This is a genomic window from Candidatus Macondimonas diazotrophica, from assembly GCF_004684205.1.
Lineage (GTDB): Bacteria > Pseudomonadota > Gammaproteobacteria > UBA5335 > UBA5335 > Macondimonas > Macondimonas diazotrophica.
This window is the reverse complement of the sequence record NZ_SRIO01000006.1, coordinates 15,194-38,093: the sequence shown is the minus strand read 5'-3', so window position 1 is coordinate 38,093 and position 22,900 is coordinate 15,194. Positions and strand designations below refer to the sequence as shown.

At 62.0% G+C, this 22,900-nt stretch carries 18 protein-coding genes; 11 read left to right on the top strand and 7 right to left on the bottom strand.

Features of this window, described 5'->3' with window-relative positions:
* Window positions 1-47: 47 nt before the first annotated feature.
* Entirely contained in the window at window positions 48-455 is a 408-nt protein-coding gene (locus E4680_RS06015; RefSeq protein ID WP_135281503.1) for a DUF6160 family protein, read from the bottom strand.
* A 197-nt stretch (window positions 456-652) separates the two neighbouring features.
* Complete coding sequence (gene asd / locus E4680_RS06010; RefSeq protein WP_135281502.1) at window positions 653-1,528, bottom strand: archaetidylserine decarboxylase; 876 nt, start codon at window positions 1,526-1,528, stop codon at window positions 653-655.
* A 186-nt stretch (window positions 1,529-1,714) separates the two neighbouring features.
* Here asd and prmB point away from each other — a divergent pair, with 186 nt between their 5' ends.
* From prmB to E4680_RS05975, 7 genes are all read left to right on the top strand, one after another.
* Entirely contained in the window at window positions 1,715-2,650 is a 936-nt protein-coding gene (gene prmB, locus E4680_RS06005) for a 50S ribosomal protein L3 N(5)-glutamine methyltransferase (protein WP_135281501.1), read from the top strand.
* Between the two features lie 4 nt (window positions 2,651-2,654).
* Complete coding sequence (gene aroC, locus E4680_RS06000) at window positions 2,655-3,755, top strand: chorismate synthase (protein ID WP_135281500.1); 1,101 nt, start codon at window positions 2,655-2,657, stop codon at window positions 3,753-3,755.
* Complete coding sequence (locus E4680_RS05995) at window positions 3,755-4,951, top strand: MFS transporter (RefSeq protein ID WP_135281499.1); 1,197 nt, start codon at window positions 3,755-3,757, stop codon at window positions 4,949-4,951. Before aroC ends, E4680_RS05995 begins: the two co-directional genes overlap by 1 nt.
* A gap of 162 nt (window positions 4,952-5,113) precedes the next feature.
* The gene (locus tag E4680_RS05990; protein WP_135281498.1) at window positions 5,114-6,361 is read left to right on the top strand and encodes a TolC family protein; all 1,248 of its coding nucleotides are present in this window, start codon (window positions 5,114-5,116) and stop codon (window positions 6,359-6,361) included.
* Window positions 6,358-7,458, top strand: coding sequence for an efflux RND transporter periplasmic adaptor subunit (locus E4680_RS05985; protein ID WP_135281497.1), 1,101 nt, complete (start codon window positions 6,358-6,360; stop codon window positions 7,456-7,458). The genes E4680_RS05990 and E4680_RS05985 overlap by 4 nt, the downstream gene beginning before the upstream one ends.
* Entirely contained in the window at window positions 7,458-10,523 is a 3,066-nt protein-coding gene (locus E4680_RS05980) for an efflux RND transporter permease subunit (protein WP_135281496.1), read from the top strand. The genes E4680_RS05985 and E4680_RS05980 overlap by 1 nt, the downstream gene beginning before the upstream one ends.
* Window positions 10,520-10,873, top strand: a complete 354-nt coding sequence (locus tag E4680_RS05975) for a DUF3240 family protein (protein ID WP_135281495.1) — start codon at window positions 10,520-10,522, stop codon at window positions 10,871-10,873. Before E4680_RS05980 ends, E4680_RS05975 begins: the two co-directional genes overlap by 4 nt.
* Window positions 10,874-10,927: 54 nt before the next feature.
* On the opposite strand, the gene E4680_RS05970 is transcribed toward E4680_RS05975, so the two are convergent.
* The 4 genes from E4680_RS05970 to E4680_RS05955 form a co-directional block, all read right to left on the bottom strand.
* Window positions 10,928-12,115: an acyl-CoA dehydrogenase family protein gene (locus E4680_RS05970; protein WP_135281494.1), complete on the bottom strand. Its 1,188-nt coding sequence runs from the start codon at window positions 12,113-12,115 to the stop codon at window positions 10,928-10,930.
* Window positions 12,116-12,149: 34 nt separating this feature from the next.
* The gene (locus tag E4680_RS05965) at window positions 12,150-13,310 is read right to left on the bottom strand and encodes an acyl-CoA dehydrogenase family protein (protein WP_135281493.1); all 1,161 of its coding nucleotides are present in this window, start codon (window positions 13,308-13,310) and stop codon (window positions 12,150-12,152) included.
* 197 nt (window positions 13,311-13,507) lie between these two features.
* On the bottom strand, window positions 13,508-14,317 hold the full coding sequence (locus tag E4680_RS05960) for a methane monooxygenase/ammonia monooxygenase subunit C (protein WP_135281492.1): 810 nt from the start codon (window positions 14,315-14,317) through the stop codon (window positions 13,508-13,510).
* A 236-nt stretch (window positions 14,318-14,553) separates the two neighbouring features.
* Window positions 14,554-15,006 carry a class I SAM-dependent methyltransferase gene (locus E4680_RS05955; protein ID WP_135281491.1) on the bottom strand — a complete coding sequence of 151 codons (453 nt, stop codon included), beginning with the start codon at window positions 15,004-15,006 and terminating at the stop codon, window positions 14,554-14,556.
* A 398-nt stretch (window positions 15,007-15,404) separates the two neighbouring features.
* On the opposite strand from E4680_RS05955, the gene E4680_RS05950 reads away from it, so the two are divergent.
* Entirely contained in the window at window positions 15,405-16,223 is an 819-nt protein-coding gene (locus E4680_RS05950; RefSeq protein WP_135281490.1) for a methane monooxygenase/ammonia monooxygenase subunit C, read from the top strand.
* Window positions 16,224-16,700: 477 nt separating this feature from the next.
* Here E4680_RS05950 and E4680_RS05945 read toward each other — a convergent pair whose 3' ends face one another.
* The gene (locus E4680_RS05945) at window positions 16,701-18,521 is read right to left on the bottom strand and encodes a long-chain-acyl-CoA synthetase (protein WP_135281489.1); all 1,821 of its coding nucleotides are present in this window, start codon (window positions 18,519-18,521) and stop codon (window positions 16,701-16,703) included.
* A gap of 307 nt (window positions 18,522-18,828) precedes the next feature.
* Here E4680_RS05945 and E4680_RS05940 point away from each other — a divergent pair, with 307 nt between their 5' ends.
* Genes E4680_RS05940 through gspE form a run of 3 tightly spaced genes read left to right on the top strand, consistent with a single transcriptional unit; the run spans window position 18,829 to window position 22,898 of the window.
* Window positions 18,829-19,443, top strand: a complete 615-nt coding sequence (locus tag E4680_RS05940; RefSeq protein ID WP_135281488.1) for a type II secretion system protein N — start codon at window positions 18,829-18,831, stop codon at window positions 19,441-19,443.
* Entirely contained in the window at window positions 19,436-21,424 is a 1,989-nt protein-coding gene (gene gspD, locus E4680_RS05935; protein ID WP_167792405.1) for a type II secretion system secretin GspD, read from the top strand. The genes E4680_RS05940 and gspD overlap by 8 nt, the downstream gene beginning before the upstream one ends.
* Complete coding sequence (gspE, locus tag E4680_RS05930; protein ID WP_135281486.1) at window positions 21,411-22,898, top strand: type II secretion system ATPase GspE; 1,488 nt, start codon at window positions 21,411-21,413, stop codon at window positions 22,896-22,898. The genes gspD and gspE overlap by 14 nt, the downstream gene beginning before the upstream one ends.
* The last annotated feature ends 2 nt before the right edge of the window (window positions 22,899-22,900 follow it).

Genomic DNA, 22,900 nt, shown 5'->3' with positions numbered 1-22,900 from the left:
TTTCAGAGGGCCTGAAGGAGTCCAACTGGTGACTTGAACGGATCGTCTCAGGGTGTGAACGTCACGCCGATCGGGGTGACCATATCGGCCACCGTGCTGCCGAAAATCGGAATGGAGGCGATGAGGGTGGTGCGGACGGCGGCGTTTACAGGCGGAAGAATGACGCCATTGACGAGCGTCAGCCCCCGGTCACGGGCGGTGGGAACCAGATTGGGTGCTCGGGTATTGACCGCGCCGTAGACGCCGGACAATGCAATGGGGCCGACCGACAGTCCGCCCAGCGTGGCGGTATTGAATGTAAAGAGGTCGATTGAACCGGCTGAGACGGAATACTGGCCTGCTTGCCCCTCGACGGCCGCCAGCTCGTCGTAGGTCATCATGCTCATTTCAGCTTGTGCCGCGATGGGCAGAAACGCCAAAGCGGTGAGTCCAACCAACGTGCGGAATTTGTTCATGGGTGTGTTCTCCCCTCAGGATCATTGTTGCTGTTTTCCCCAATCTGATCTGATCAAGCCGATCGGGGGTCAATGAGCTTCAAGCAGAACACGTGCCAACTCGTAATGAGTTGAGTTAAAGGGCTTTTCAGGGGGTTTGGATGGTGTGCTTGCCGCGTCTCGGCAACTTGTGACGCGAGTGGCGACGCGCCGCGTCACTACTCGATCCGTGTCACATTGCCCAATGCTTCGCCCATCTTAACCGGCGTCCCGGCGACTCGGTCCGGTTTCCAGCTGGTCCGCCCGGGCGGGAGCAACAAGACCACCGTCGAGCCCATATTGAATCGTCCCAATTCCGCGCCGCGACTCAAGCGCACCGATTCATCGGCAAACACGGACCAGCTGGGGCTTTTTCGATAAGGCGGCGTGATCTGGCCGGCCCAGACCGTTTCCATGCTCCCGACAAAGATCGCCCCGACCAAGATCACCGCCATGGGCCCGGCGCCCGTGTCGAACAGCGCAATCACCCGCTCATTGCGGGCATAGAGATTCGGCACACTGCGGGCGGTCGCGTCATTGACGCTGAAGAGCTTTCCGGGGATGTAGCCGGTGCGTGCCAAGGTGCCGGCAAGCGGCATGTGGATGCGATGATAGTCCCGCGGCGACAGATAGATGACGGCATAGCTTCCGCCGCTGAATGCCTGGGTGAGCGCTTCATCGCCGCCGACCAGATCGCCGAGTGCAAAATCCCGTCCCTTGGCCTGAATCAGGGTCGTGCCGTTGATCGTACCGATCTGGCTGATGAGCCCATCCACTGGACTGGCGATCACGAGCTCGCCTGGAGCCAGTGGACGGGCATCTGCGCGCAGGGCGCGGGTGAAAAAGGCATTGAAGTGCCGGTAGTCATCCGGATCGGCGCTGACCGCTTCGTCGAGGTTGATGTCGTAGATGGCGGAGAATGCCCGGATAAAGGCGTTCTTGAATGGCCGCCAGGTGATCCGTGTCACGCCGTACATCAGTCGAGAGAGGGCATGCTGAGGCAAATGATCCTGTAGCCAGGCATTGGCTTGGTCAAGGCGGCTGGATTGAGTCATGGGGTCCTCGGAAGACGACTGAAAAGAGGCTTCGGCTGCCCGAACACGTTCAGGGATCCCAAGGATCAGTCCGAAGATAAGTACGCTGAGGCCAATGAGTGCAATGGGGCGCATGGTCCGACATGGTCTCGATTCGAAAGAGTCGTTTATCATAAAAGATTGTCTGAAAAATCGGGGATGACCAGAATGAGGCACCTGGAGCAGGTGGCGAACAGTTTGCTGACGCTGACCGATTGCATCCGCTGGGGCGCCAGCCAGTTCAACGCGGCCGGCCTGCATTTCGGGCATGGCACCGATAATGCCTTGGACGAGGCCTTTGGTCTGGCGTTGCAAGCGGTCCATCTTCCCTTTGATTTGCATCCCAGCTATCTGGATGCCCGGCTGACTGTGGAGGAACGACTCGCCATCCTGAGCCTGTTTGATCGCCGCATCCGCGAGCGCCGGCCGGCGGCCTATCTGACCGGCGAGGCCTGGTTTGCGGGTTTGCCGTTCTTCGTCGACGAGCGGGTGTTGGTGCCGCGCTCGCCGCTGGCCGAATGGATTGCACGCGGCTTCGACCCTTGGCTCGATGCTGCCGCCGTGAGCCGTGTCCTCGACCTCGGAACCGGCAGCGGCTGTATCGCGATTGCCTGCGCCATGGCCTTCCCGGAAGCCCAGGTGGATGCGGCGGACATCGATCCCGGCGCACTGGCCGTCGCGGCGCGCAACGTGGCCCGCCATCAGCTCGAAAACCACGTGCATCTCCATCAGAGTGATGTCTACGCGGGCCTGCCGGCGGTGCGTTATGACCTCATCATCAGCAATCCGCCCTATGTCGATGCCGCCGATTTCAGTGATCTGCCGCCCGAATATCGCCATGAACCGGATCATGCCCTGGCCGCGGGTACCGACGGCCTGAACGTGGTGCGGCAGATTCTCGCGGGCGCCGGCGACCGTCTGAATCCGGGCGGCATCCTGGTCGTTGAAGTGGGCAACAGCGCCGAAGCCGTGGCGCGGACCTGGCCGGAGGTGCCGTTTACCTGGCTCGCATTCGAGCATGGCGAGGATGGGGTCTTCCTCCTCACTGCCGAACAGCTACACGACGATGCCGTGGCGCTGGGCGCGGGCCGGACGGAAGGATAACACCATGTCGGGGAACACCATCGGTCGCTTCTTCACACTCACCAGTTTCGGTGAAAGCCACGGCCCAGCTCTGGGCGGAATCATCGACGGCTGCCCACCGGGACTGCTGCTCGACGAGACCATTCTGCAGCGTGATCTCGACCGGCGCCGACCCGGCACATCCCGCTATACTACCCAGCGCCGCGAGCCGGACCAGGTGCGTATCCTTTCCGGTGTGTTCGAGGGTGTCACCACGGGTACGCCGATTGGCCTTCTGATCGAGAACGTCGATCAAAAGTCCAAGGACTACGCCAACATCGCCGATACCTTCCGGCCGGGCCATGCCGACTACACCTACCAGCAGAAATATGGCCTGCGTGACTACCGCGGCGGCGGGCGCTCCTCGGCGCGCGAGACCGCCATCCGCGTCGCTGGCGGCGCCATCGCCCGGCACTATCTCGCGACGCGCGGCATGCGCATCCGCGGCTATCTCGCCCAGCTCGGGCCGATCGTGCTCGATCCAGTCGATCTCGACCGCGTGGACGACAATCCGTTTTTCTGTCCCGATCCTGCTCGGGTGGGTGAGCTCGAGGACTACATGAACGCCCTGCGCAAGAGCGGCGATTCGGTCGGCGCGCGCGTAACCGTGATCGCGACCGGCGTGCCGCCTGGCCTCGGTGAGCCGGTGTTCGACCGGCTGGATGCTGATCTCGCCCATGCACTGATGAGCATCAATGCCGTCAAGGGCGTCGAGATCGGCGACGGCTTCGGTTGCGTGGACGCCAAGGGAACAGCGTTTCGCGATGAAATCACCCCCGAAGGTTTCCTCAGTAATCATGCCGGCGGTGTGCTGGGCGGCATTTCCTCGGGGCAGGATATCGTCGCCAGCATCGCGCTCAAACCCACCAGCAGTCTGCACTTGCCGGGCCGCAGTGTGAACCGGGCAGGCGAAGCGGTGACCGTGCGCACTACCGGCCGCCACGATCCCTGCGTGGGCATCCGGGCGACCCCGATTGCCGAAGCGATGATGGCATTGGTGCTGATGGATCATTACCTGCGTCACCGGGCGCAGAACGCCGATGTGCATTCCGCAACCCCCCTGATTCCTGCCACGCCGGATCGTTGATGGGGCCGCCTGGGTCTGCGCAACTGGCCGGCTTCTATTTTTTTCACTTCGGGTTGTTGGGGCTGCTCATGCCCTATCTGCCCCTCTATCTGCAGGAACGGGGGCTAGCCGGCGGCCTCATCGGTGTCCTGATGGGGCTGCTGATGGGCACCAAGCTGCTCAGCCCACCACTCATCGGCATGTGGATCGACCGTCGTGGGGAGCTGTTGCGCCCGCTGCGGGTGACGCTGTTCGCGACGGTGCTGGCCTGGCTTCTGTTCATGTCCGCGCGAGGGCAATGGGCCTTGGGCATTGCCATGGCCCTGTTCACGTTGACCTGGAATGCCACACTGCCGGCATTCGAAACCCTGACCTTGCATCGCTTAGGGCCGGATCGTATCGGGCAGTACGGCCGGATCCGTCTGTGGGGGTCAGTGGGATTCATTGCGGCCGGAATCGGTGGCGCGTTGAGGCTCGATACCCCGGGGCATCTGCTGCGCCATTTCCCGATTGCCGGATTGATATTGGCGAGCGGCATGCTGCTACTGGGGGCGAGCCAGAGCGGGCGGGAACCGGTGGCGGCCGCTGAACCGGCGCAGCGGGGCTGGCTGGCCTTGCTGGGTCGACCGGGTGTTCCAGGGTTTCTGCTGACCCTGTTCCTGCTTCACCTGAGCCACGGGCCTTACTACGCCCTGTTTACGCTCTACCTCGAGGGATTGGGTTTTTCGCCGGCCCGCATTGGTTTGTTGTGGATCCTGGGGGTGGTGGCGGAAGTCGGTCTGTTCTGGGTCACGCCGACGCTGTTCGCACGATTTGGGCGGCGGTCATTGCTGATCGCGGCCCTGATCCTGACGGCGGTGCGCTGGGCGTTGATCGGTACGCTGGCCGCCCACCCCGTGTTCCTGATGATGGCGCAAGTGCTGCACCTGGCCAGTTTCGGCCTGTGCCATGCCGTGGGGATGAGCTACGTGCATGCCCTGTTTCCCGGAGCGCTGCAAGGACGCGGCCAAGCGCTCTACAGCGCGCTGGGTTTTGGCGCAGGGGGGGTGGCGGGAAGCCTGATGGGTGGGCTGCTTTGGGCGGCAGGATGGCGCGGGGAGATCTACCTGCTGGCCATGCTTGCCGCGTTGATCGCCGCGCTGATCGCTTGGCGGGCCATCCCGTTCTGGCTTCCCACCCATGCCTCGCCCGCACCGAATGGCCCCGACTCCAACTGACTGCCCCCCCTGCGCATCGATCGGCCGCCCCGGCGCGCGAGGAGCTCGCGCGTCTCATGACCTGTTCGAATCACGTCCGAATCCTGACCTGCGTTAAGACCGGGTTAAGTTGCCCGGTGCAAGCTTGCACTCACGGCCGGCAAAACGATCGAGGAGGGCACGATGGGGCGTCGATTGGGGACTGCGACAGTGAAGCGGTGGACTCTGGCGGCAGTGCTGTGCGTTCTGGTGAATGGCGCCCCCGGCGCGTTCGCCGAACCGGCCGTTCATTCCCCATCGGAATTGGCGCGCTATGTCGATGCGGCGCTGGCGCGCGATCCTGCCCAGGAACTGCTTCCACTCCTTGAACAAGAGGCGGCCGCCCTGACGCGGCACAGCCACAGCTGGTTTTCGGACGGGCCCGTCGGGTCGGTCTACTGGCAGGATGATGCGGCCTTGACGGATGACGGGCTGCGGGAAGCCGAAGTCGGGCTAGAGTGGCCTCTGTGGTGGCCACGGGCACGCGAAGCCGCGCGTATTCTAGCCGAGGCGAGCGCTGCCGAAGCGAACCTGCACCCCCGCTATCAGCGCTGGCTGGCCACCGCGGTGGTTCGGGAGCGGCTTTGGATGCTCGCCACGGCCGAAGCGGCGTTGGCTCAAGCCAAGGAGGCTGAGCTGAGCAGCCGGTTGCTGCATGAGCAGGTGACGGCCCGCGTACGCGCTGGAGATCTCGCCCAGGCCGATCAGCTGATGAGCGAGCAGGAAATGCTCGGCCGCGCGGCGGAACGTCAGGCGGCCGAACGCGACTGGCTCACGCAGCGCGCCGGTTTTGAATTGCTGGTGGGGCTTCCAGCCGACCTGCGCGACCTGACCCCCGAGAGGATCGCTGACATCGAGTCAGACGCGCATCCGGGACTCGCGCTGCTGGCACAGAAGGTCAAGCGGGCCGAGGCCGAATGGCAGCAGTTGCGGGCCCGCGGTGCCGGTGCACCCGTTCTGCAGATTGGTGGCCGGCGTGAACGCGGCAGTCGCGATGAGCCGGCGATCGATTCGTTGGGAATGGGTCTTCGCGTTCCCTTTGGCGGCGCGGTGGCGAAGAGTCCTGACCGGGCCGCAGCACAACGCGCTTGGGGCGAAGCCCGGCTGCAGTGGCGTCAGGCGCTGCGGGATCACGCCGTATCCCGTCAGGAAGCGCAAGCGGCACTGCAACAGGCGCTCGAAATCCAGCCGTTGGTCGAGCGTCGCGCGGAACTGGCGCAGCGCCAGCAGGATCTGGCTCAGGCGGCATTCGCAGCCGGTGAACTCGACTTGATGGATCTCTTGCGCATCCGTGAACAGGCCCGGCTGACGATCCGGGAATCCGAGCGCCAGCACCTGACCATCGGCTGGTCCACGGCGCGGCTCAATCAGATTTTGGGAGATGTGCCGTGAAAGTCGTCATGCGTTGGATGATGCTCTTCGTGGGCTGGGTCTGCAGCCCGCTTTCCGCGCAGGACGTGCTCGTGCTGGATCCCGCCGCGCTCGCTGCCTCGGGCATCCGTCACCAGGCGCTTGTCGCGATGCGGGGGCAGTTGGAAATCCGGCTGCCGGCTCGGGTGGCGGTTCCCAATGATCGCTTGCGCGTGGTCAGCGCGCAGGTTCCGGGCATCGTGACGTCGTTGGAAGTCGGCGACGGCGAGCCGGTCCGGGTGGGACAGCCACTGGCCCGGATGCACAGCGTCGAACTGGCGGCTATGGAGAGCGAGCATCTCGTGGCGATGGCTCAGTTCGCACTGGCCGATTCGGCAATGGCGCGGGATCGGGATCTATTTGGTCAGGGCATCATTGCGCGGCGCCGGTTCGATGATACGCAAGCCCAATGGCGGGAGGCTCGGGTGGCCCTCGACCACAGCCGTACCCGGTTGACCCTGGCCGGCCTGGATGCGCCGCAAATCGCCACGCTGGAGCGAACACGCCGGTCGACAGGAATGCTCATCGTGGCAGCACCGATCGACGGCGTAGTGTTGACACAATCTGTCAGTACCGGTGAACAGGTCGCGCTTGCGACCCCGCTCTATACCATTGGTAATCTGGATGTGCTGTGGCTCGAGATTCACACGCCGCAGTCCGTCGCGGCCCAGGTGCGCCTGGGGGATCGGGTGCAGATCCCCGAAAGCCCGGTGGCGGGCGAGATCATCGCGATCGGGCGTCGGATTCATGAAGCCGATCAGGGCGTCTTGCTGCGTGCCCGGGTGGTGCCCGGGCGGGCGTTGCTGCTGCCGGGCCAGTTTGCCGAAGCAGTGCTGACGATCGCCTCTTCGGCAAGTCCCCTGTATGCCGTTCCGATCGGTGCCTTGGCCTATCTGGACGCCCAGCCGCATGTGTTCGTCTGGACAGGATCGGGCTACCGGGCCGTCGCGGTTTCGATCATCAGCGAACGCGGCGATCGTCCCGTCGTTCAAGGTGCGTTGTCGGCGAATGCGGAAGTGGCGGTGTCAGGCGTTTCCGCGCTCAAGGCCATGATCAAAGGCATGGGGAGCGGCGAGTGATGTTGGCCGCACTGATTCGTTTTGTGCTCGCCCAGCGCCTCCTGGTGTTTTTGGGGATTCTGTTGCTGACGGGTGCTGGCGGTTGGGTCATGGTCAACATGCCGATCGACGCCTATCCGGATGTTTCGACCACCCAGGTCAAGCTGGTGGTCAAGGTGGCGGGCCTGACACCAGAGGAAATGGAGACACGCGTCAGCGCGCCGATCGAAGTCGAGATGCTGGGGATCCCGCATCAGACCATGTTGCGATCCACGACCAAATACGCGCTGGCCGACATCACCATCGACTTTGAGGAGGGCATCGACATCTACTGGGCACGCCAGCAGGTGGCAGAACGCTTGAGCGGTGTCTGGGATCGCTTGCCGGCCAATGTGACCGGTGGCATTGCGCCGATGACGACACCCCTGGGCGAGATGCTGATGTTCACGATCACGGGCGAGGGCGTGTCTCTGGCGGAGCGCCGTAGCGTGCTGGACTGGGTGATCCGTCCGGCGCTGCGCACTGTTCCGGGTGTCGCGGACGTCAATGCGCTGGGCGGTGCGGTCCGCACATTCGAGGTGGTGCCGAACGTCGAGCGGCTCACGGCTCAGGGCATTTCCCTGGCGCAGCTGCGCGAGACGCTTTCGGCGAACAATCGCAATGATGGTGCGGGTCGACTCTCCGAAGGCGAAGAGGCCTGGCTCGTCCGGTCGGAGGGCAGCGTTCAGAATCTTGCTGATCTGGCTGAGATCGTGGTGCGATCTCATCCCACCGAGCCGGTACGGCTTTCGGATGTGGCGACCGTGCGTGAAGGCGCATTGACGCGCTATGGCGGCGTTACCGCTAACGGTCGCGGCGAGACTGTGGAGGGGTTGGTGCTGGGACTTCGTGGTGCCAATGCGCGCGAGGTGGTTGCCGGGGTGCGGGCCAAGCTGGATGCACTGGCGCCGTCGCTTCCGGATGGTGTCGAGGTGCAGATCTTCTATGACCGCGGGGATCTGGTCGATCGGGCGGTCAATACGGTCAGTCGCGCGCTGCTGGAAGCCGTTGTCCTGGTGCTGGTGCTGCTGGTCTTGTTTCTCGGCGACCTGCGCGCCGCGCTCACGGTGGCGCTGATTCTGCCGCTTTCCGCCATGGCCACATTCCTGTGCATGCGGTATTTCGGGTTGACGGCCAATCTGATGAGCCTGGGCGGACTGGCCATCGCCATTGGCATGCTGGTCGATGCGGCAGTGGTGATGGTGGAGAACATCATGACCCACCTGTCGCAGAGTCGTCGCGAAGATCCCTTGCCGCGGCTCCATCTCATCTACCGTTCGGCACGGGAGGTCGCCGCCCCGATCACCTCCGGCATCCTCATCATCGTGATCGTGTTTCTGCCTCTGCTGAGCCTGCAAGGTCTCGAAGGGAAGCTGTTCATGCCTGTGGCAGCTACCATCGTCTTTGCACTCACCAGTTCGCTGTTGCTGTCGCTGACCGTGATTCCGGTGCTCGCATCGGTGCTGATCGGGCAGGGTGGGCACGCGGAGCCCATCCTGGTTCGAACTGTGCATCGACTTTATACCCCGGCGCTGCATTGGGCGCTCGCGCATGGCGCACTTCTGCTCACGGTGGCGTTGGTATTGCTGACCGTTGCGGGCGGCTTGTATCTGCGCGTGGGCAAGACGTTCATGCCTACGCTGGACGAAGGCACGGTGATCGTCCAGCTGGAAAAACTACCGTCCATTACGCTCGAAGCCTCCCTGGCCACGGACCAGCGCGTCCAGCAGGCACTCATGAGCTTGCCTGAGGTGGACGGTGTGGTCGCCCGCACGGGCAGCGATGAACTGGGCCTTGATCCAATGGGCCTCAACGAAACGGACAGCTTCCTTCAGCTCAAACCACCGGCACAGTGGCGGATGGAGTCGAAGGCCGAACTGCTGGAGGCATTGCGGGGAAAACTCGACGGTTTCGTCGGATTGAACTACGTATTCAACCAGCCCATCGAGATGCGCGTGTCCGAAATGCTGACCGGGGTGCGGGGCGATCTGGCGGTGAAGATCTTCGGTCCGGATCATGCCACGCTAACCCAACTGGCGCATCGGATCGGCGCCGTCCTGCGGGCCATCCCCGGAGCCGAGGATGTCTACATTCCCGCCAGTGACGGCGCGCTTTACATCCGTCTGGTACCAGACCGGCTGGCGCTGGGTCGCCTGGGACTGAGTGTTGACGCACTCCAGGACCACTTGCGCATGTTGGTCGAAGGCTGGCCAGCAGGCATGGTCTATGAAGGCGACCGCCGGACACCCCTGATGATTCGCGGAAGTGCCGATCTGCGCGATTCCCCGGGCGACTTCCTGGCCCAGCGTGTGGTGCTGGATGACGGAAGGAGCGTGCCGCTGGCGAACCTGGTGTCGGTGGAGCGCGTCGAGGGACCGGTTGCGATCAAGCGGGAACAGGGGGTGCGCAACGCGGTGGCCATTGCGAACGTCGGCGAGCGGGATCTGGTCGGCTTCGTCGATGAGGCACGGCGCCGCATCGCTGAGGAGGTCGAGCTGCCCGAAGCGTATTACCTGGCCTGGGGTGGTGAGTTCGAAAACCAGCAACGGGCGGCACAGCGATTGGCGATCGTCGTTCCGTTGGCCATCGGACTGGTGTTCCTGCTGCTGTTTTCCACTTTTGGTTCGGTGCGTCAGGCGCTCCTGGTCTTGACCAACATTCCCTTCGCGCTCATCGGCGGGATATTCGCGCTGTGGCTGACCGGCGAGTACCTGTCGGTGCCGGCGTCGGTCGGCTTCATTGCTCTGCTCGGCATCGCGGTGCTCAACGGGGTGGTGATGGTCACCTACTTCAACCAGCTGCGGGTCGCCGGGCGGTCCCTGGAGGCGGCGGTCATCGAAGGTGCGCAGCGGCGTCTGCGCCCGGTGTTGATGACCGCGAGCATCGCGGCCCTGGGCCTGGTGCCGCTGCTGTTTGCAACGGGGCCGGGCAGCGAGATTCAGCGCCCGCTTGCGATCGTGGTGATTGGCGGGTTGGTTTCGTCCACATTGCTCACGCTGCTGTTGTTGCCCATTCTTTATCGTCGATTTGGCGAGGCAAGCCGATGACCGAAGAGACTTTGAACCCGGCGGATTCCGAGATGCTGCTGACCCTGGTGGTTGGGCCGGCACTCAGCGATGCGGTCATCGATTGGTTGCTGGTCCAGGACGATCTGCGCGGATTTAGTTCTCATCACGGTGCCGGGCACGGGCAGGATCCAAATTCCCTGAGTGCGACCGAGCAGGTAGCTGGCCGTCAGGCTCGGGTGTTTTTCAACCTGATGCTGCCGGCGGCGCGATTTCCAGACGTGCTGGCGCGATTGCGTGCGGCATTCTCCGGCGCGGATCTGCATTACTGGGCGGTCCCGGTAATTCACAGCGGGCACCTGGAGCCGATGGGGAAGGATCGGGGTGGGTAAGACATCGGGGATGCTGCCGCATAGGCGTCACCCCCGATGCGCGACCGAATAGGGTCAGAACGGCAGGATGTTAGCGTCGGGTTCGCCTTCGGGAATGGACATCAGATCTACATAGCGCTGCAGATGATAGTCCTTGTCGCCGAAGAGCGGATCCATGGCGGTCAGCCGAATGAAGTAGTGACCGATACGGAGCTCTTCAGTTTGTCCCATGCCCCCGTGAAGCTGCACAGCGCTTTGGCCGACGAAGCGTCCTGCCTTGCCCAGCTTGTGCTTGAGCGCGTGTATGTCCAGCGTTGCTTCGGGGTGAGCGGCCTCGGTTTCCATGGTGGCCCGATAGAGCAGCGAGCGGGTCAACTCGGTTTCCACGAACATATCGACGATGCGATGTTTGACCGTCTGGAACTGGCTCAGCGGGTGGCCGAACTGCACCCGTTGACGGGTGTATTCGGCGGTATCGCGATGCAGCATCTCCATCATGCCGACCGCTTCGGCGCCCAGTGCCAGGATGGCGCGCTGGATCACGACTTCGAGCACCTCGGCGCCCTGGTCGACGGTTCCCAGGACATGACTCTGGCCGACCATGACGTTTTCGAAACGCACCTCGGAGGCACGCAGGCAGTCGACGGTGGGGTAGTCGGTGCGGGTGATGCCTTCGGACTTGGCATCGACCAGGAACAGCGTAAGGCCGCTGCGGTCATTGCGGTTGCCCGAGGTACGTGCGACGACGATCAGCTGATGCGCGCTGTCGCCGTTCAGCACCAGGGATTTGCTGCCATTCAGGGTCCAGCCGCTGTCGTGACGGCTGGCCGTGGTCGCGATGTCGAAGGGATTGTTGCGCGCCTGTTCCTCGGCATGGGCCAAGGCAAGCAGGATCTTGCCTTCCACCACCCCGGGGAGGATCTTGCGCTTCTGGGCATCGCTACCACCGAGCAGTACGGCATTGGCGCCGAGTACCACGGTCGGAAAGTAGGGCTCGAGGATCAGGCCTTTGCCCAGTTCTTCCATGACCACCATGGTGTCGACGAGACTGCCGCCGATGCCGCCGAATTCTTCGGGAATGGCGACACCCAACCAGCCCAGATCGGCGAAGGTGTTCCACATGGCCTCGTCATAGCCGGGCGCCTTGCGCGATTTCTTGCGTCGCTCGGCAATGCCCACACCGGTGCTGCCGTAATCCTCACGCAGAAACTTCTCGATACTGTCTCGCAGCAGTTGCTGCTCTTCCGTGAAACGAAAATCCATGATTGCGATTCCTTGTCAGATTCGATGGGCCGGCTTAGGCGTCGACGAAACCCAGCACGCGCTTGGCGATGACGTCTTTTTGCACCTCACTGCAGCCGCCGTAGACGGTGGCGGCGCGGCCATTGAGGTAGAGCATCATGCCCATCTTGGAAAACTTTGGACCGGCTTCCTTGAAGCCTTGGTTAATGCCGTAGATACCGGCCGCTTCGATGGTGAGCTCCTGCATGCGCTGCTGCATCTCGGTGCCCTTGAGCTTGAGGATGGAGGAGGCCGTGCCGGGTTCGCCGGTATGCTGAGCGTCGGCCAGGCTGCGCAGCTCGGCGAATTCCAGCGCGCGAAGTTCGATCTCGGTCTCGGCAATGCGTGACAGGAAACCACGGTCGTCCAGCAGGGTTTGATCCCCATCGGGCACCGCGCGGGCATTTTTCTTGAGCTTGTCGAGTGCGACGATGGTGCGGCTGATGCCGGCGATGCCGGAGCGTTCGTGCTGCAACAGGCCCTTGGCGTAGGTCCAGCCCTTGCCCTCCTCGCCGATACGGTTTTCCGCAGGCACCTTGACGTTGTCGAAAAACACCTGGTTGACGTGGTGGCTGCCGCCCAATGTGAAGATTGGTTTGACCACGATGCCGGGGGTTTTCATGTTGATCAGCAGGAAGGTGATGCCTTCCTGGCGCACACCCGTGTTTGCAGTTCGCGTCAGACAGAACATCCACTGCGCCATGTGGCCCATGGTGGTCCAGATCTTGGTTCCATTGACGGTATATTCCTTGCCGTCAGCAGAGAGTTCGGCCTTGGTCTTCAGCGAAGCGAGATCCGAGCCGGCGCCGGGCTCGGAATATCCTTGGCACCAGTTGACCTTGTTGTCGCGGATGTCAGGCAAAAACCGTTCGATCTGTTCCTTGGAGCCGTAGCGCATCAGGATCGGGGCCAGCATCACCTTGCCGAAGGGCAGCTCCGGTGGCAGGCTGTAGTTGCAGGTTTCCTTGTCCCAGATATAGTGTTGAACGGGCGTCCAGCCCGGGCCGCCGAACTCGACGGGCCACTTCGGGCAGTCCCAGCCCTTTTCCTTCAGCGCTTTGAACCAGTCGTTGCGTTTGCTCCACAGCTCGCTGCTGTTCTTGGGCGCATGCTGCGTGAGAAAATCGCGCACTTCCTGCTGGAAGGCCAGATCCTCTTCCCTGAGCTCGATATCCATTCGCTAATCTCCTGCAAGGGATGAATCGGGACGATATCCATGCCGTCCCCGATGCGTCGGCATGGCTAACGTTGCGCCGCATCCTAACATGGCTGTTTATCGATGGGGATTGAGAAAAGGCTTAAAAAAACCGGGCAATAGGTGCCCGGTTCACGATAGGTCACGGGACGTCTGGCGCCCGTGCGGTGTTCATGAGGTCAGCGAATGGCTTGGGGGGCGTCGATACGGGTCAACTCGCGAATGCGGATGATCAACTGGATGACGAACCCGCCAATTGCGAACAGTGCCCACCCCAGGAACACGAAGCCCCAGTGGATCGGTGCGGCGAACAACTCTTCAGCATAGAAGAAGGTATGACCCCACTCATTGAGTCCGAGGTTCGGCATGATGAGGAGGAAGCCGCTCACCATCAGCGCCAATGGCATGGATACCCGATTGACGAAATAGGGTACCCGTGTATGGAGCCAGATGAAGCCCAGGACACCAGCCACCAACGAAGCTGGAATCACGAAGTAAAACAAGGCGATATGGGTTGGTGTGAAGTCGGTATCGCGGATGGTGACCTGGTGCCAGGCGGCATCGGCTTCCACGAACAATCCCAAGGCAGCGACGACGATCACGCTGGCAACCGCGGCAAAGGCCAGAATGCCATAATAGAGGCGTAGTTCCTGGCGTTCGGTCATGGAGGGGGTGGCCGGGCGGGTGAACCACAGCAGTGGTACGCCGATTACGCCGACCAGTGTGATGATGGTCATCTGGATATAGAACAGCCGCATCCAGTAGGTCTGGAAGTCCTGCTCGAAGTAGTCCAGACCGACAGTGAATGAATGGGTTTGTTGATACCAGCGGTAGATGCCCAGAACAAGGCCCACCAGCAGCGTGCCAACGACGGCAAGGCGCCAGGGGACCTGTGGTGCCCGGCTTTCGTCATCCGGGATGCCCGCCATTCGGGCGATGCGTTGCCAGAGGCCGGTTCGGGCACCCTGGGAATGGGTCAGAGTCGTCATAGGATGTCTCCTCCTAATTCGTGCGATGATTCGTTGCGCCGGTGCTGGCCCGGTTCGTCCATGCAAGGCAGTCGGTACCTTGCGTCAAGAAGGTCGGCACGCTGGATGGGAAGCGAACCGGAGCGGAGCCGACAACAGACAACATAGTCCCGACATACCGATCGTTCAAGATGGCGGTCCTCAGGAGGGTGCGGAATGCGCGATTGCTTCGGCGTCAGGCTTGTCCGTTCAAGTCGTTACAGCCAGGCTGCATATCCTTCGCGCAGGCCATGGCAATGGTAGATCCCCCCGGGCGGCACGTTGGCAAGGACCAGATCGAAGTCAACGCGTTCAAACAGGTGGCGGTACATGGGGAGATAGACCCAAGGCATGACGGTCAGCTGGCTCATCATCACCGGGCCCGGGAGCGTCGCCATCCAGTCGAAGATCCGACGCTTGATCTCGTGGGGGAGGCTGGGTGTCGGCAGGCCGTTGACAATCACGTCGACGCGATCGATCGCCTGATCGGCCAGGATGGCCGCGACATCCGCGGCATCCCCGGAAATCACAAGGGCACGGGGTGCTGCTTGCCGCGCATAAGCGGCAAGATCCGGATCGCGCTCGATGGCGATGATCCGACTCTCCGGGTGCATGCGCTGGGTCGCATGGGTCGTGATGGGGCCGAGCCCCGCGCCCAGCTCCACAATCACTTGGGGCCGATCAGGTCGAATGCCACGACATGCGGCTGCGGAAAGCTTACGGCTTGACGGGGCGAAAGATGCAACTCCCCGGCCTTGCTGTAGGAACTTTTTCAGATGGAGGGACTTGGCGCCCTTGAGCGCTGGCGAATTTCTGGAGGTCACGATCGGTCCTGAGGAAGGATAAGGGCAGCGCGTGATGCGACTCAATTGTGATCGTCCGACCATGACAGCATCGTGACAGCCCGCACTTTATGCTGATGCATGTCTAGGACGGGGTGGAAACGGTATAACGATTGACGAAAATCATTGCAAACGGTATCCTGAACTCTCGTTCAAGCGAAGGGTCTCACTATTGGAGGCCTGGCCATTCGATCCATTCAATACAAATTGTCCGAGGAGTCAGTTCGATGAACGCCGTTACCAAAACCCAATCGGCGCCGGTGGCCCAGCAGGGTGTCATGCAGCGTCTCATGTCGTTTCTGGGCTTGGTTCAGGACGAAAGCAAACCGCCGCGTATGCCGTGGATGGCTGCTTTTATCGGCGTCGCGCTGGCTGCGTTGCTGTTCGGTGTCTATCGCTGGTATCAGCATGCGTACTCGTTCACAGTCGGCCTGGACTACTTTGAGCAGGAATTTCAGACCTACTGGATGCGTCTGTTTTATATCCAGATGACGATTATTACCCTCATCGGCGCAATCGGCGTGCCGTTGCTGTGGTTTACCCGCCCGGCCAACCCGGAGATGTCTCCCCGGCGCGAGTTGTTGGTCTATTACGCCATCCTGGCTTTTGCGGCAGTGGGTAGCATCATCTTGGTTGCCATCCTGGGTCTGTACGTCGAAGCCGATGCTGCATGGCACCAAGTGACGGTTCGCGATACCGATTTCACGCCGACCCATATTGGCTTGTTCTATTTCGCCATTCCGCTGGCCGCTGTCGGTGCGATCCTGGGCTTTGTCCTGCTCCATACCCGTGTGCCGTATTTCACCAATCGGGTCTCCATGCCGATGGCCTTGATTGTGGCGGCGCCGGTGCTGATCATGCCCAATCTGGGTTTGAACGAGTGGGGCCATACCTTCTTCTATGCTGAAGAGTTGTTCGCCGCGCCGATTCACTGGGGCTTCGTGCTGTTGGGTTGGGGCTTGTTCGCGATTGGTGGACTGATCATCCAGATTCTCCAGCGCGTTCGAGAGTTGACGGTACTGAATGTCAAAGGCGCGCAAGCCTGAGACGCCTCCCCCGGCATAAGCCTCTGGAGTGAACACAAAAAGCGCTGGCTCAGGCCAGCGCTTTTTTTATGCTGTTCCAACAACAGGCGGTCGGTGTCGCTCCGCTGCGTTGTCGTTGTCCAAATCTGGCTCTGCATCGAGAGCGAACTCACCCTGTGCAGCGATATCAATGCAGGTCTTGATCGCATTGGCCCCGTAGAAACGCCTGGCTGGTTGCGAGGCGACAGATCTTCGCCTGTACCCCGTCGCCTCTAAAATGTGTGGATTCCCCGAAGCATGCATGGGGCGATCTGGCTTTAACGGGAGGAACAGCTGCCTGTCCCTGGACATGCGGTCTGCAGTCGGGTGGCGTTTCAAGGTCACATCACCACGAACAGGAAAGGCATCGGGAGGGTTGCTGAGGAATCGATGGTTGGGGACAAAAAAAGGCGGCCAGAGCTGGCCGCCATATGAGCTGAATCGAATGTGGGATACGAATCAGTAGCGGTATTCCCCATTCTGGATCGCCTGGTGAATCGGCAAGGTCAACAGCGCATAGGTATCGGTGCCGGGCAGCCAGACGTAGAGTGGGTCGCTGACCTTGTTGACATCGAAGCCATCGGACTTGAGGTCGGTCTTCTTGTATTTGAACGTCCCGGTGGTTTCCATCTGCTGACGCAGGCGCAGGAAGACAGGAACGGCATACGGTGGCAATTCCTTGCGCATGAAGGCCAGCAACGCTTTGAAATCGATTTCGGATTCGGGAATACAGGGCGTGATCGCGGCCATGCCGGCGCGGCCGTCTGTGTTCGGAATTTGAACGCCGTAGACGACAGCTTCCTCAATATGGGGATGGCTGCTGAGAATGCTTTCCAGCTCAGTGGTCGATACATTCTCGCCCTTCCAACGGAAGGTGTCGCCGGTGCGGTCCACAAACTGGTAGTGGCGGCAACCGATATGACGAATCAGGTCGCCCGTGTTGAAGTAGACGTCACCTTGGGTAAACACGTTGCGCAGCAATGCGGCTTCGGTTTTTTCCTTTTGCGTGTAGCCCACGAAAGGCGTTGCCTTGGTGATCTTTCCGAGCAGCAACCCAGGCTCTCCGTCATCGGCGGGGACCAGGTAACCATCGGCATTGCGCACCGGCTGCTCGGTTTCCTTGTCATACTTGACCAAGGCGATGTTGCCGCCGCCGAATCCGATGGTGTTGTCCATGTTAAAGACATTCAGAAACGCCACGTTGCCTTCGCTGGAGGCGTAGAACTCGTAAATATTGTCGACCGCGAAGCGCTGGCGGAATTCCTTCCAGATCGTCGGCCGCAGCCCGTTGCCGATCATCATCCGGACCGGGTTGTCGGCGTCATCATCCTGCGGTGGCCGGTTGAGCAGATAACGACACAGCTCGCCGACATAACCGAAACCCGTGCAGCGATAGTGATGAATATCCTTCCAGAATTCGCTGGCACTGAAGCGCCGACGAATGACCACGGCGGCCGGGCCAGCGACGATGGCGCCCCAGCAGACCAACAGGCCAGTGGCGTGGTAGAGCGGCAGCGTGAGGTAGAACACGTCGTCCGGCCGCATTCCCGAAACGACGTGTCCGAAACCCGCGTGAGCCGCGAGCCAGCGTTCATGATTGGTGATGGATGCTTTGGGCATCCCGGTGGTGCCGGACGTATAGATGTAGAACAGGAAGTCCGACTTGGTGACGGTGGCCGTTGTCGGCGGGTTCTCGGTGCTTAGAGCGGCAACGATGCGGGCGAGATTCTGGTAGTTGTCCGGTTCTTGACCGAAGTCGCGCAGTGTGTCGGTATCGGCCATGAAATAGTAGGCATCGGCTGGCAACTCGAGCTCGCCACGCACAGCTTCGATCGGCTCGACGAGTTCCTCGGCAACGATGGCCAGGACCGGCTTGACCAGATTGATGCTGTGGGAGAGCACTTTCCCTGTCTGTGAGGTATTGATGAGGGCAGCCACGCCGCCGACCTTGGCGATTCCGACGGCGCAGAACAGGAATTCGGGCCGATTTTCCATGAACAGGGCGACCACATCGCCTTTCTTGACGCCTTTTTGGAGCAGAAAATGCGCAACCCGGTTGGCTTGAGCATTGAACTCCTTGTAGGAGTACCGCCGATCCTGATAGAAAATGGCGGGGTTGTCGGCATAGCGGCGCGCCGAATTCTCGATGACCGAACCCAAGGAAGTATGGTGGCGAAGGGGATTCAGGATCCGGCCCGCCTTGATGAAATTGGGAATACGGGCGGCAAGCCTTGGGGTCTGCTTGATCACTTGGCCCAGATGAATTCGGTCGGTGCTCATGAAACCGGGTCTCCCTCGTGCGACGGTCGTTGGCGTGAAATCAATGGGGGCATCCGTGCGCTCGGGCCAATCAGGTCGGCCGTCGGCCAGGCTAAACCATTGGAAGGGATGGAAGGTTAATGCAGCCAAGGAAGGGAGTCAAAGCCATTGATCCTGCTTTTGCTTGTTCCGGGATCAGGGCTCCCAGCACAGGCGACCCCGAACTGTCATCTTCGACCGCTAGAGTGTCAGCGTTTGAATATGACAGCCTGACATGCCGGGTCGATCCCCGCCAAGATAAGGGGATGGTCTGGTGCCGAGTCTTCGGATGACTGTTTTGCGCGTTCGTCTCCCCTTGCTGTTGACTGTTGGAATCATCGCGGCGATGTTCTGGCATCTGCACACATGGCGACATCCGGGCGTACCCGCATCCGAAGCCGTACCGGCCTTGATGGACGCTCGGGACGACATGACGTCCGACGCACTGGCTCGCAGCCTTGCCAACCCGTTGCTGCCCACTGTCACGCTGCCTACAGCCGCGATTGCGGCTGCAGGGCCAAGCTCGCTATCGGCTCGGCTGCGAGGCGTGAGCACGGGGTTCGCTTTCCCATTGGCGATCATCGAATACGAAGGCCAGACTCACGTGCTGGGGGAAGGCGGTGTGCTGGAGTCCAATGTCCAACTTCACCAGATTTTCTCGGATCATGTGGTGCTGCAGCACAACGGCCGCAAGACAGTGCTGCCTCTGTATCCTGAAGCCGGCACCGAGCCCGGCCCGCACGACTTGCAGCCCGAGACGGCGCAGGCGGGCCGTACGGATGGGGTTCAGGACGAGGATATGGCGCGCTGGCTGAACGATCTCTCAGAAGCTGATCCAGATACCGCGGTCTGGGTGCGTGAACGGATGAAGGAGTTGCATGATAGGGAAGAGCTTCATGACTGAGGTAAGCCGGCGGAGATGGGCGATCGTGTGCGTGGCGCTGATTCTGGGGTTCTCCGGGGCGGGGCTGCGGGCACAGACCAACGAGCCGGTCACGCTGAATTTCCAGGAAGCCGAGTTGGGTGCAGTGATCGAAGCCATCGGGCGGATCACGGGTCGGAGTTTTGTCGTGGATCCGCGTGTCAAGGGACGGGTCACCGTGATCTCTCCAGGACCGCTGCGTCCTGCCGAGGTTTACCAGATCTTTTTGTCGGTGCTGGAGGTGAACGGCTTCTCGGCGGTCGAAGAAGGCGCCGTGACGAAGATCGTTCCGGATGTCAACGCTCGGCAGAGTGGCACGCCGGTGCGTATCGGCACACAGCAGCCTGCTGAGGACGGCCTTGTCACCCAAGTCATTCCGCTCACCTATATCCCCGCAGCTCAACTCGTTCCCGTTTTGCGCCCGCTGGTACCACAGAACGGGCTGGTGGCGGCCTATGCCGATACCAATACCCTGCTGATCTCCGACCAGGCGGCCAATGTCGGCCGCCTGGTCGAAATCGTGCGCGCGCTCGATCGGCCGACGCACAACCAGCAACAAGTCATCGCGCTGACGCAGGCGTCCGCAACGGAGGTCGTGCGCGCCCTGAAGGCGCTGGCCGGCGAAGGTGCGGCCAGCCAGGTGGTGGCGGATGAGCGTACCAACAGTGTGATCCTGAGTGGCGATCGCGCCACCCGTGCACGACTGCAGCAGCTGGTCCAACAGCTGGATGGCCCCCGCAGTGCCGGCGGCAATACCTATGTTGCCACGTTGCGCTACGCCCGTGCCGAACAGGTGGCCCCAATCATTGCCAGCATTCTGGGCGGTGCAGTCGCCGGCAAGGCCGCTGACGGCACACCCGCACCCGCTCCAGGTAACAGCGATCGGGCTCGTGTCCAGGCCTATGCCGCCACCAATGCCGTCGTGATTACCGCGGCGCCCGATCAGATCGCGACCGGTCGTTCGGTCATCGAACAGCTCGATATCCGCCGGCCGCAGGTCATGGTCGAAGCATTGATCGTTGAAGTATCGGCGGACCGCAGTAAGGAGGTCGGCGTGCAGTGGGCCGTGAGCGGGATATCCGATGGTTCGGGGCCCGCAGGCTTGATCAATTTCGCCAACAGCGGTTTGAGCCTGGGCACACTGGCCACCAGTTTGCTGGGCTCGCGTGACGATACGGGAACCACGACGGGTGGTTCGACCGATGGTATCTCGGTTGGCGAAGGTGGAACCCTGGCGATCGGCAAGGTCAATGGCAGCGGGACCGACTGGGCCGTGTTGCTGCGCGCCCTGCTCAGCGACACCGACACCAATATCCTGTCGACACCGACCCTGCTGACGCTCGACAACGAGGAAGCCGAAATCGTCGTCGCCCAGACCGTGCCCTTCCTAACGGGGCAGTTCACCAACACCGGCGCCAGTGACTCGGCACTCAATCCGTTCCAGACCATCGATCGGCAGGATGTCGGCCTGACGCTCAAGATCAAGCCCCAGATCAATGAAGACGGCACCGTGCTCCTCAAGGTCGAGCAGGAGGTGGCCAGTGTGGAGCAGGCGAGCAAGGCCCGGATCGGTGCCGTGGATGTGGTCACCAACAAGCGCGCCATCAAGACCAATGTGCTGGTCGACAATGGCGCAACCATCGTCCTGGGGGGATTGATCGACGATCAGCTGTCCGAGGGGCAGAGCCGCGTTCCCGGATTGTCGTCGATTCCAGTACTGGGAGCCCTGTTTCGATTTGACAACAGCCGGGTGGTCAAGCGCAATCTGATGGTCTTTCTGCGCCCGACAGTCTTGTTGATGGCCGAGGATAACCAACTCGCGACGCACGGCAAGTACGAGGCCATCCGGCAGCAACAGCTCCGGGCACGCGAGCCGGTATTGCCATCGCGCTCCCTGCTTCCGGAAGTGGCGCCCGGAGAGGAGATGGCGCCGATCGAGGAGGGCGGCGGTGTCCGCCGGTGACGAAAACGGCTTGCTGCCGTTCGCCTTTGCCCGCCGGCACGGGCTGATTGTCGGCGAACTCGATGCTCAGCAGGCACGGGTCTGGTACCGGCCCGATGCCAATCTGAGCGTGCTGAGCACGCTGAGAGTCCGCCTGAACCGGCCGCTGACGTTGGTCGAGCTGTCGGCGGAGGAATTCGAGGCCGCTCTCAATCGCTGCTACAGCGGCGAGGGTGGCGCCGCGGCCGAGGTGATCGACAGTCTGGATCAGGCCGGCGACCTCCACGACTTGGCACTCGCCTTGCCGGAGCCGGCCGACCTGCTGGAACAGGCCGATGATGCCCCCATCATCCGGCTGATCAATGCCATTCTGACCGAGGCGGTGCGCGAAGGCGCGTCGGACATTCACTTCGAACCTTTTGCCAAGACCATGCGGGTGCGCCTGCGGGTGGACGGTGTGCTGCGTGAAGTGTTGCGCCCCAAGGCCGCGCTGGCACCGCTCCTGGTTTCGCGCATCAAGGTGATGGCGCGGCTCGATATCGCCGAGAAGCGCCTTCCGCAGGACGGCAGGATTTCGCTGCGCATTGCGGGGCGCGCGGTGGATGTGCGCGTTTCGGTGCTTCCCTCAGGCCATGGCGAGCGGGTGGTCATGCGGCTGCTGGATCAACAGGCAGGGCGATTGTCGCTGCGCGAAATCGGTTTCGAGGCGGCCGAACGGGAACGGCTCGTGTCATGGATCGCGGAGCCCCATGGCATCGTGCTGGTGACCGGCCCGACCGGGTCGGGCAAGACCACCACGCTCTATGCCGCATTGAGTCATCTCAACGAATCCAGCCGCAACATCATGACGGTCGAGGACCCCATCGAGTATTTCCTCGAGGGGATCAGCCAGACCGCTGTGAATACCAAAGTGGATATGAGCTTCGCGCGCGGTTTGCGGGCCATCCTGCGCCAGGACCCGGATGTCGTGATGGTGGGGGAGATCCGTGACCTCGAAACCGCCCGCATCGCCGTGCAGGCGAGTCTGACCGGGCATCTGGTGCTGTCGACTCTGCACACCAATAGCGCCATTGGCGCCGTGACCCGTCTCGTGGATATGGGCATCGAGCCGTTCCTGATCGCCTCCACGCTGCTTGCAACCACCGCGCAGCGCCTGGTGCGCCGCTTGTGTCCCGATTGCCGGCGGGCAGCGCCTCCCGATGCGCGCGAACGTGTTCTGCTGGGTTTGCACGACGCGGAAACACTGCCGGTGATCTATCACCCTGTTGGATGCCCGGCCTGTCGACAGACCGGTTACCGGGGACGCACGGCCATCTACGAGATGATCGGCATCGACGGAAGCCTACGTCGCATGATCCACGATGGTGTTCCCGAAGCCGAGATGGAAGCCATGGCGCGCCGGCAATCGGCCCCCTTGCGTGAGGCCGGGCTCGCCAAGGTGCGCGCCGGCGTGACCACGCTCGATGAAGTGCTGCGTGTGAGCCGGCAGGAGTAGTC

Bases quoted from the DNA above. Each gene is read 5' to 3' on its own strand.
- E4680_RS05980 (WP_135281496.1), top strand. From the start codon at position 7,458: ATGTTGGCCGCACTGATTCGTTTTGTGCTCGCCCAGCGCCTCCTGGTG.
- E4680_RS05945 (WP_135281489.1), bottom strand. From the start codon at position 18,521: ATGAGCACCGACCGAATTCATCTGGGCCAAGTGATCAAGCAGACCCCA.
- E4680_RS05965 (WP_135281493.1), bottom strand. From the start codon at position 13,310: ATGGATATCGAGCTCAGGGAAGAGGATCTGGCCTTCCAGCAGGAAGTG.
- E4680_RS05975 (WP_135281495.1), top strand. From the start codon at position 10,520: ATGACCGAAGAGACTTTGAACCCGGCGGATTCCGAGATGCTGCTGACC.
- asd (WP_135281502.1), bottom strand. From the start codon at position 1,528: ATGACTCAATCCAGCCGCCTTGACCAAGCCAATGCCTGGCTACAGGAT.
- E4680_RS05940 (WP_135281488.1), top strand. From the start codon at position 18,829: ATGACTGTTTTGCGCGTTCGTCTCCCCTTGCTGTTGACTGTTGGAATC.
- E4680_RS06015 (WP_135281503.1), bottom strand. From the start codon at position 455: ATGAACAAATTCCGCACGTTGGTTGGACTCACCGCTTTGGCGTTTCTG.
- E4680_RS05950 (WP_135281490.1), top strand. From the start codon at position 15,405: ATGAACGCCGTTACCAAAACCCAATCGGCGCCGGTGGCCCAGCAGGGT.
- E4680_RS05970 (WP_135281494.1), bottom strand. From the start codon at position 12,115: ATGGATTTTCGTTTCACGGAAGAGCAGCAACTGCTGCGAGACAGTATC.
- aroC (WP_135281500.1), top strand. From the start codon at position 2,655: ATGTCGGGGAACACCATCGGTCGCTTCTTCACACTCACCAGTTTCGGT.
- E4680_RS05990 (WP_135281498.1), top strand. From the start codon at position 5,114: ATGGGGCGTCGATTGGGGACTGCGACAGTGAAGCGGTGGACTCTGGCG.
- E4680_RS05995 (WP_135281499.1), top strand. From the start codon at position 3,755: ATGGGGCCGCCTGGGTCTGCGCAACTGGCCGGCTTCTATTTTTTTCAC.
- prmB (WP_135281501.1), top strand. From the start codon at position 1,715: ATGAGGCACCTGGAGCAGGTGGCGAACAGTTTGCTGACGCTGACCGAT.
- E4680_RS05960 (WP_135281492.1), bottom strand. From the start codon at position 14,317: ATGACGACTCTGACCCATTCCCAGGGTGCCCGAACCGGCCTCTGGCAA.
- gspD (WP_167792405.1), top strand. From the start codon at position 19,436: ATGACTGAGGTAAGCCGGCGGAGATGGGCGATCGTGTGCGTGGCGCTG.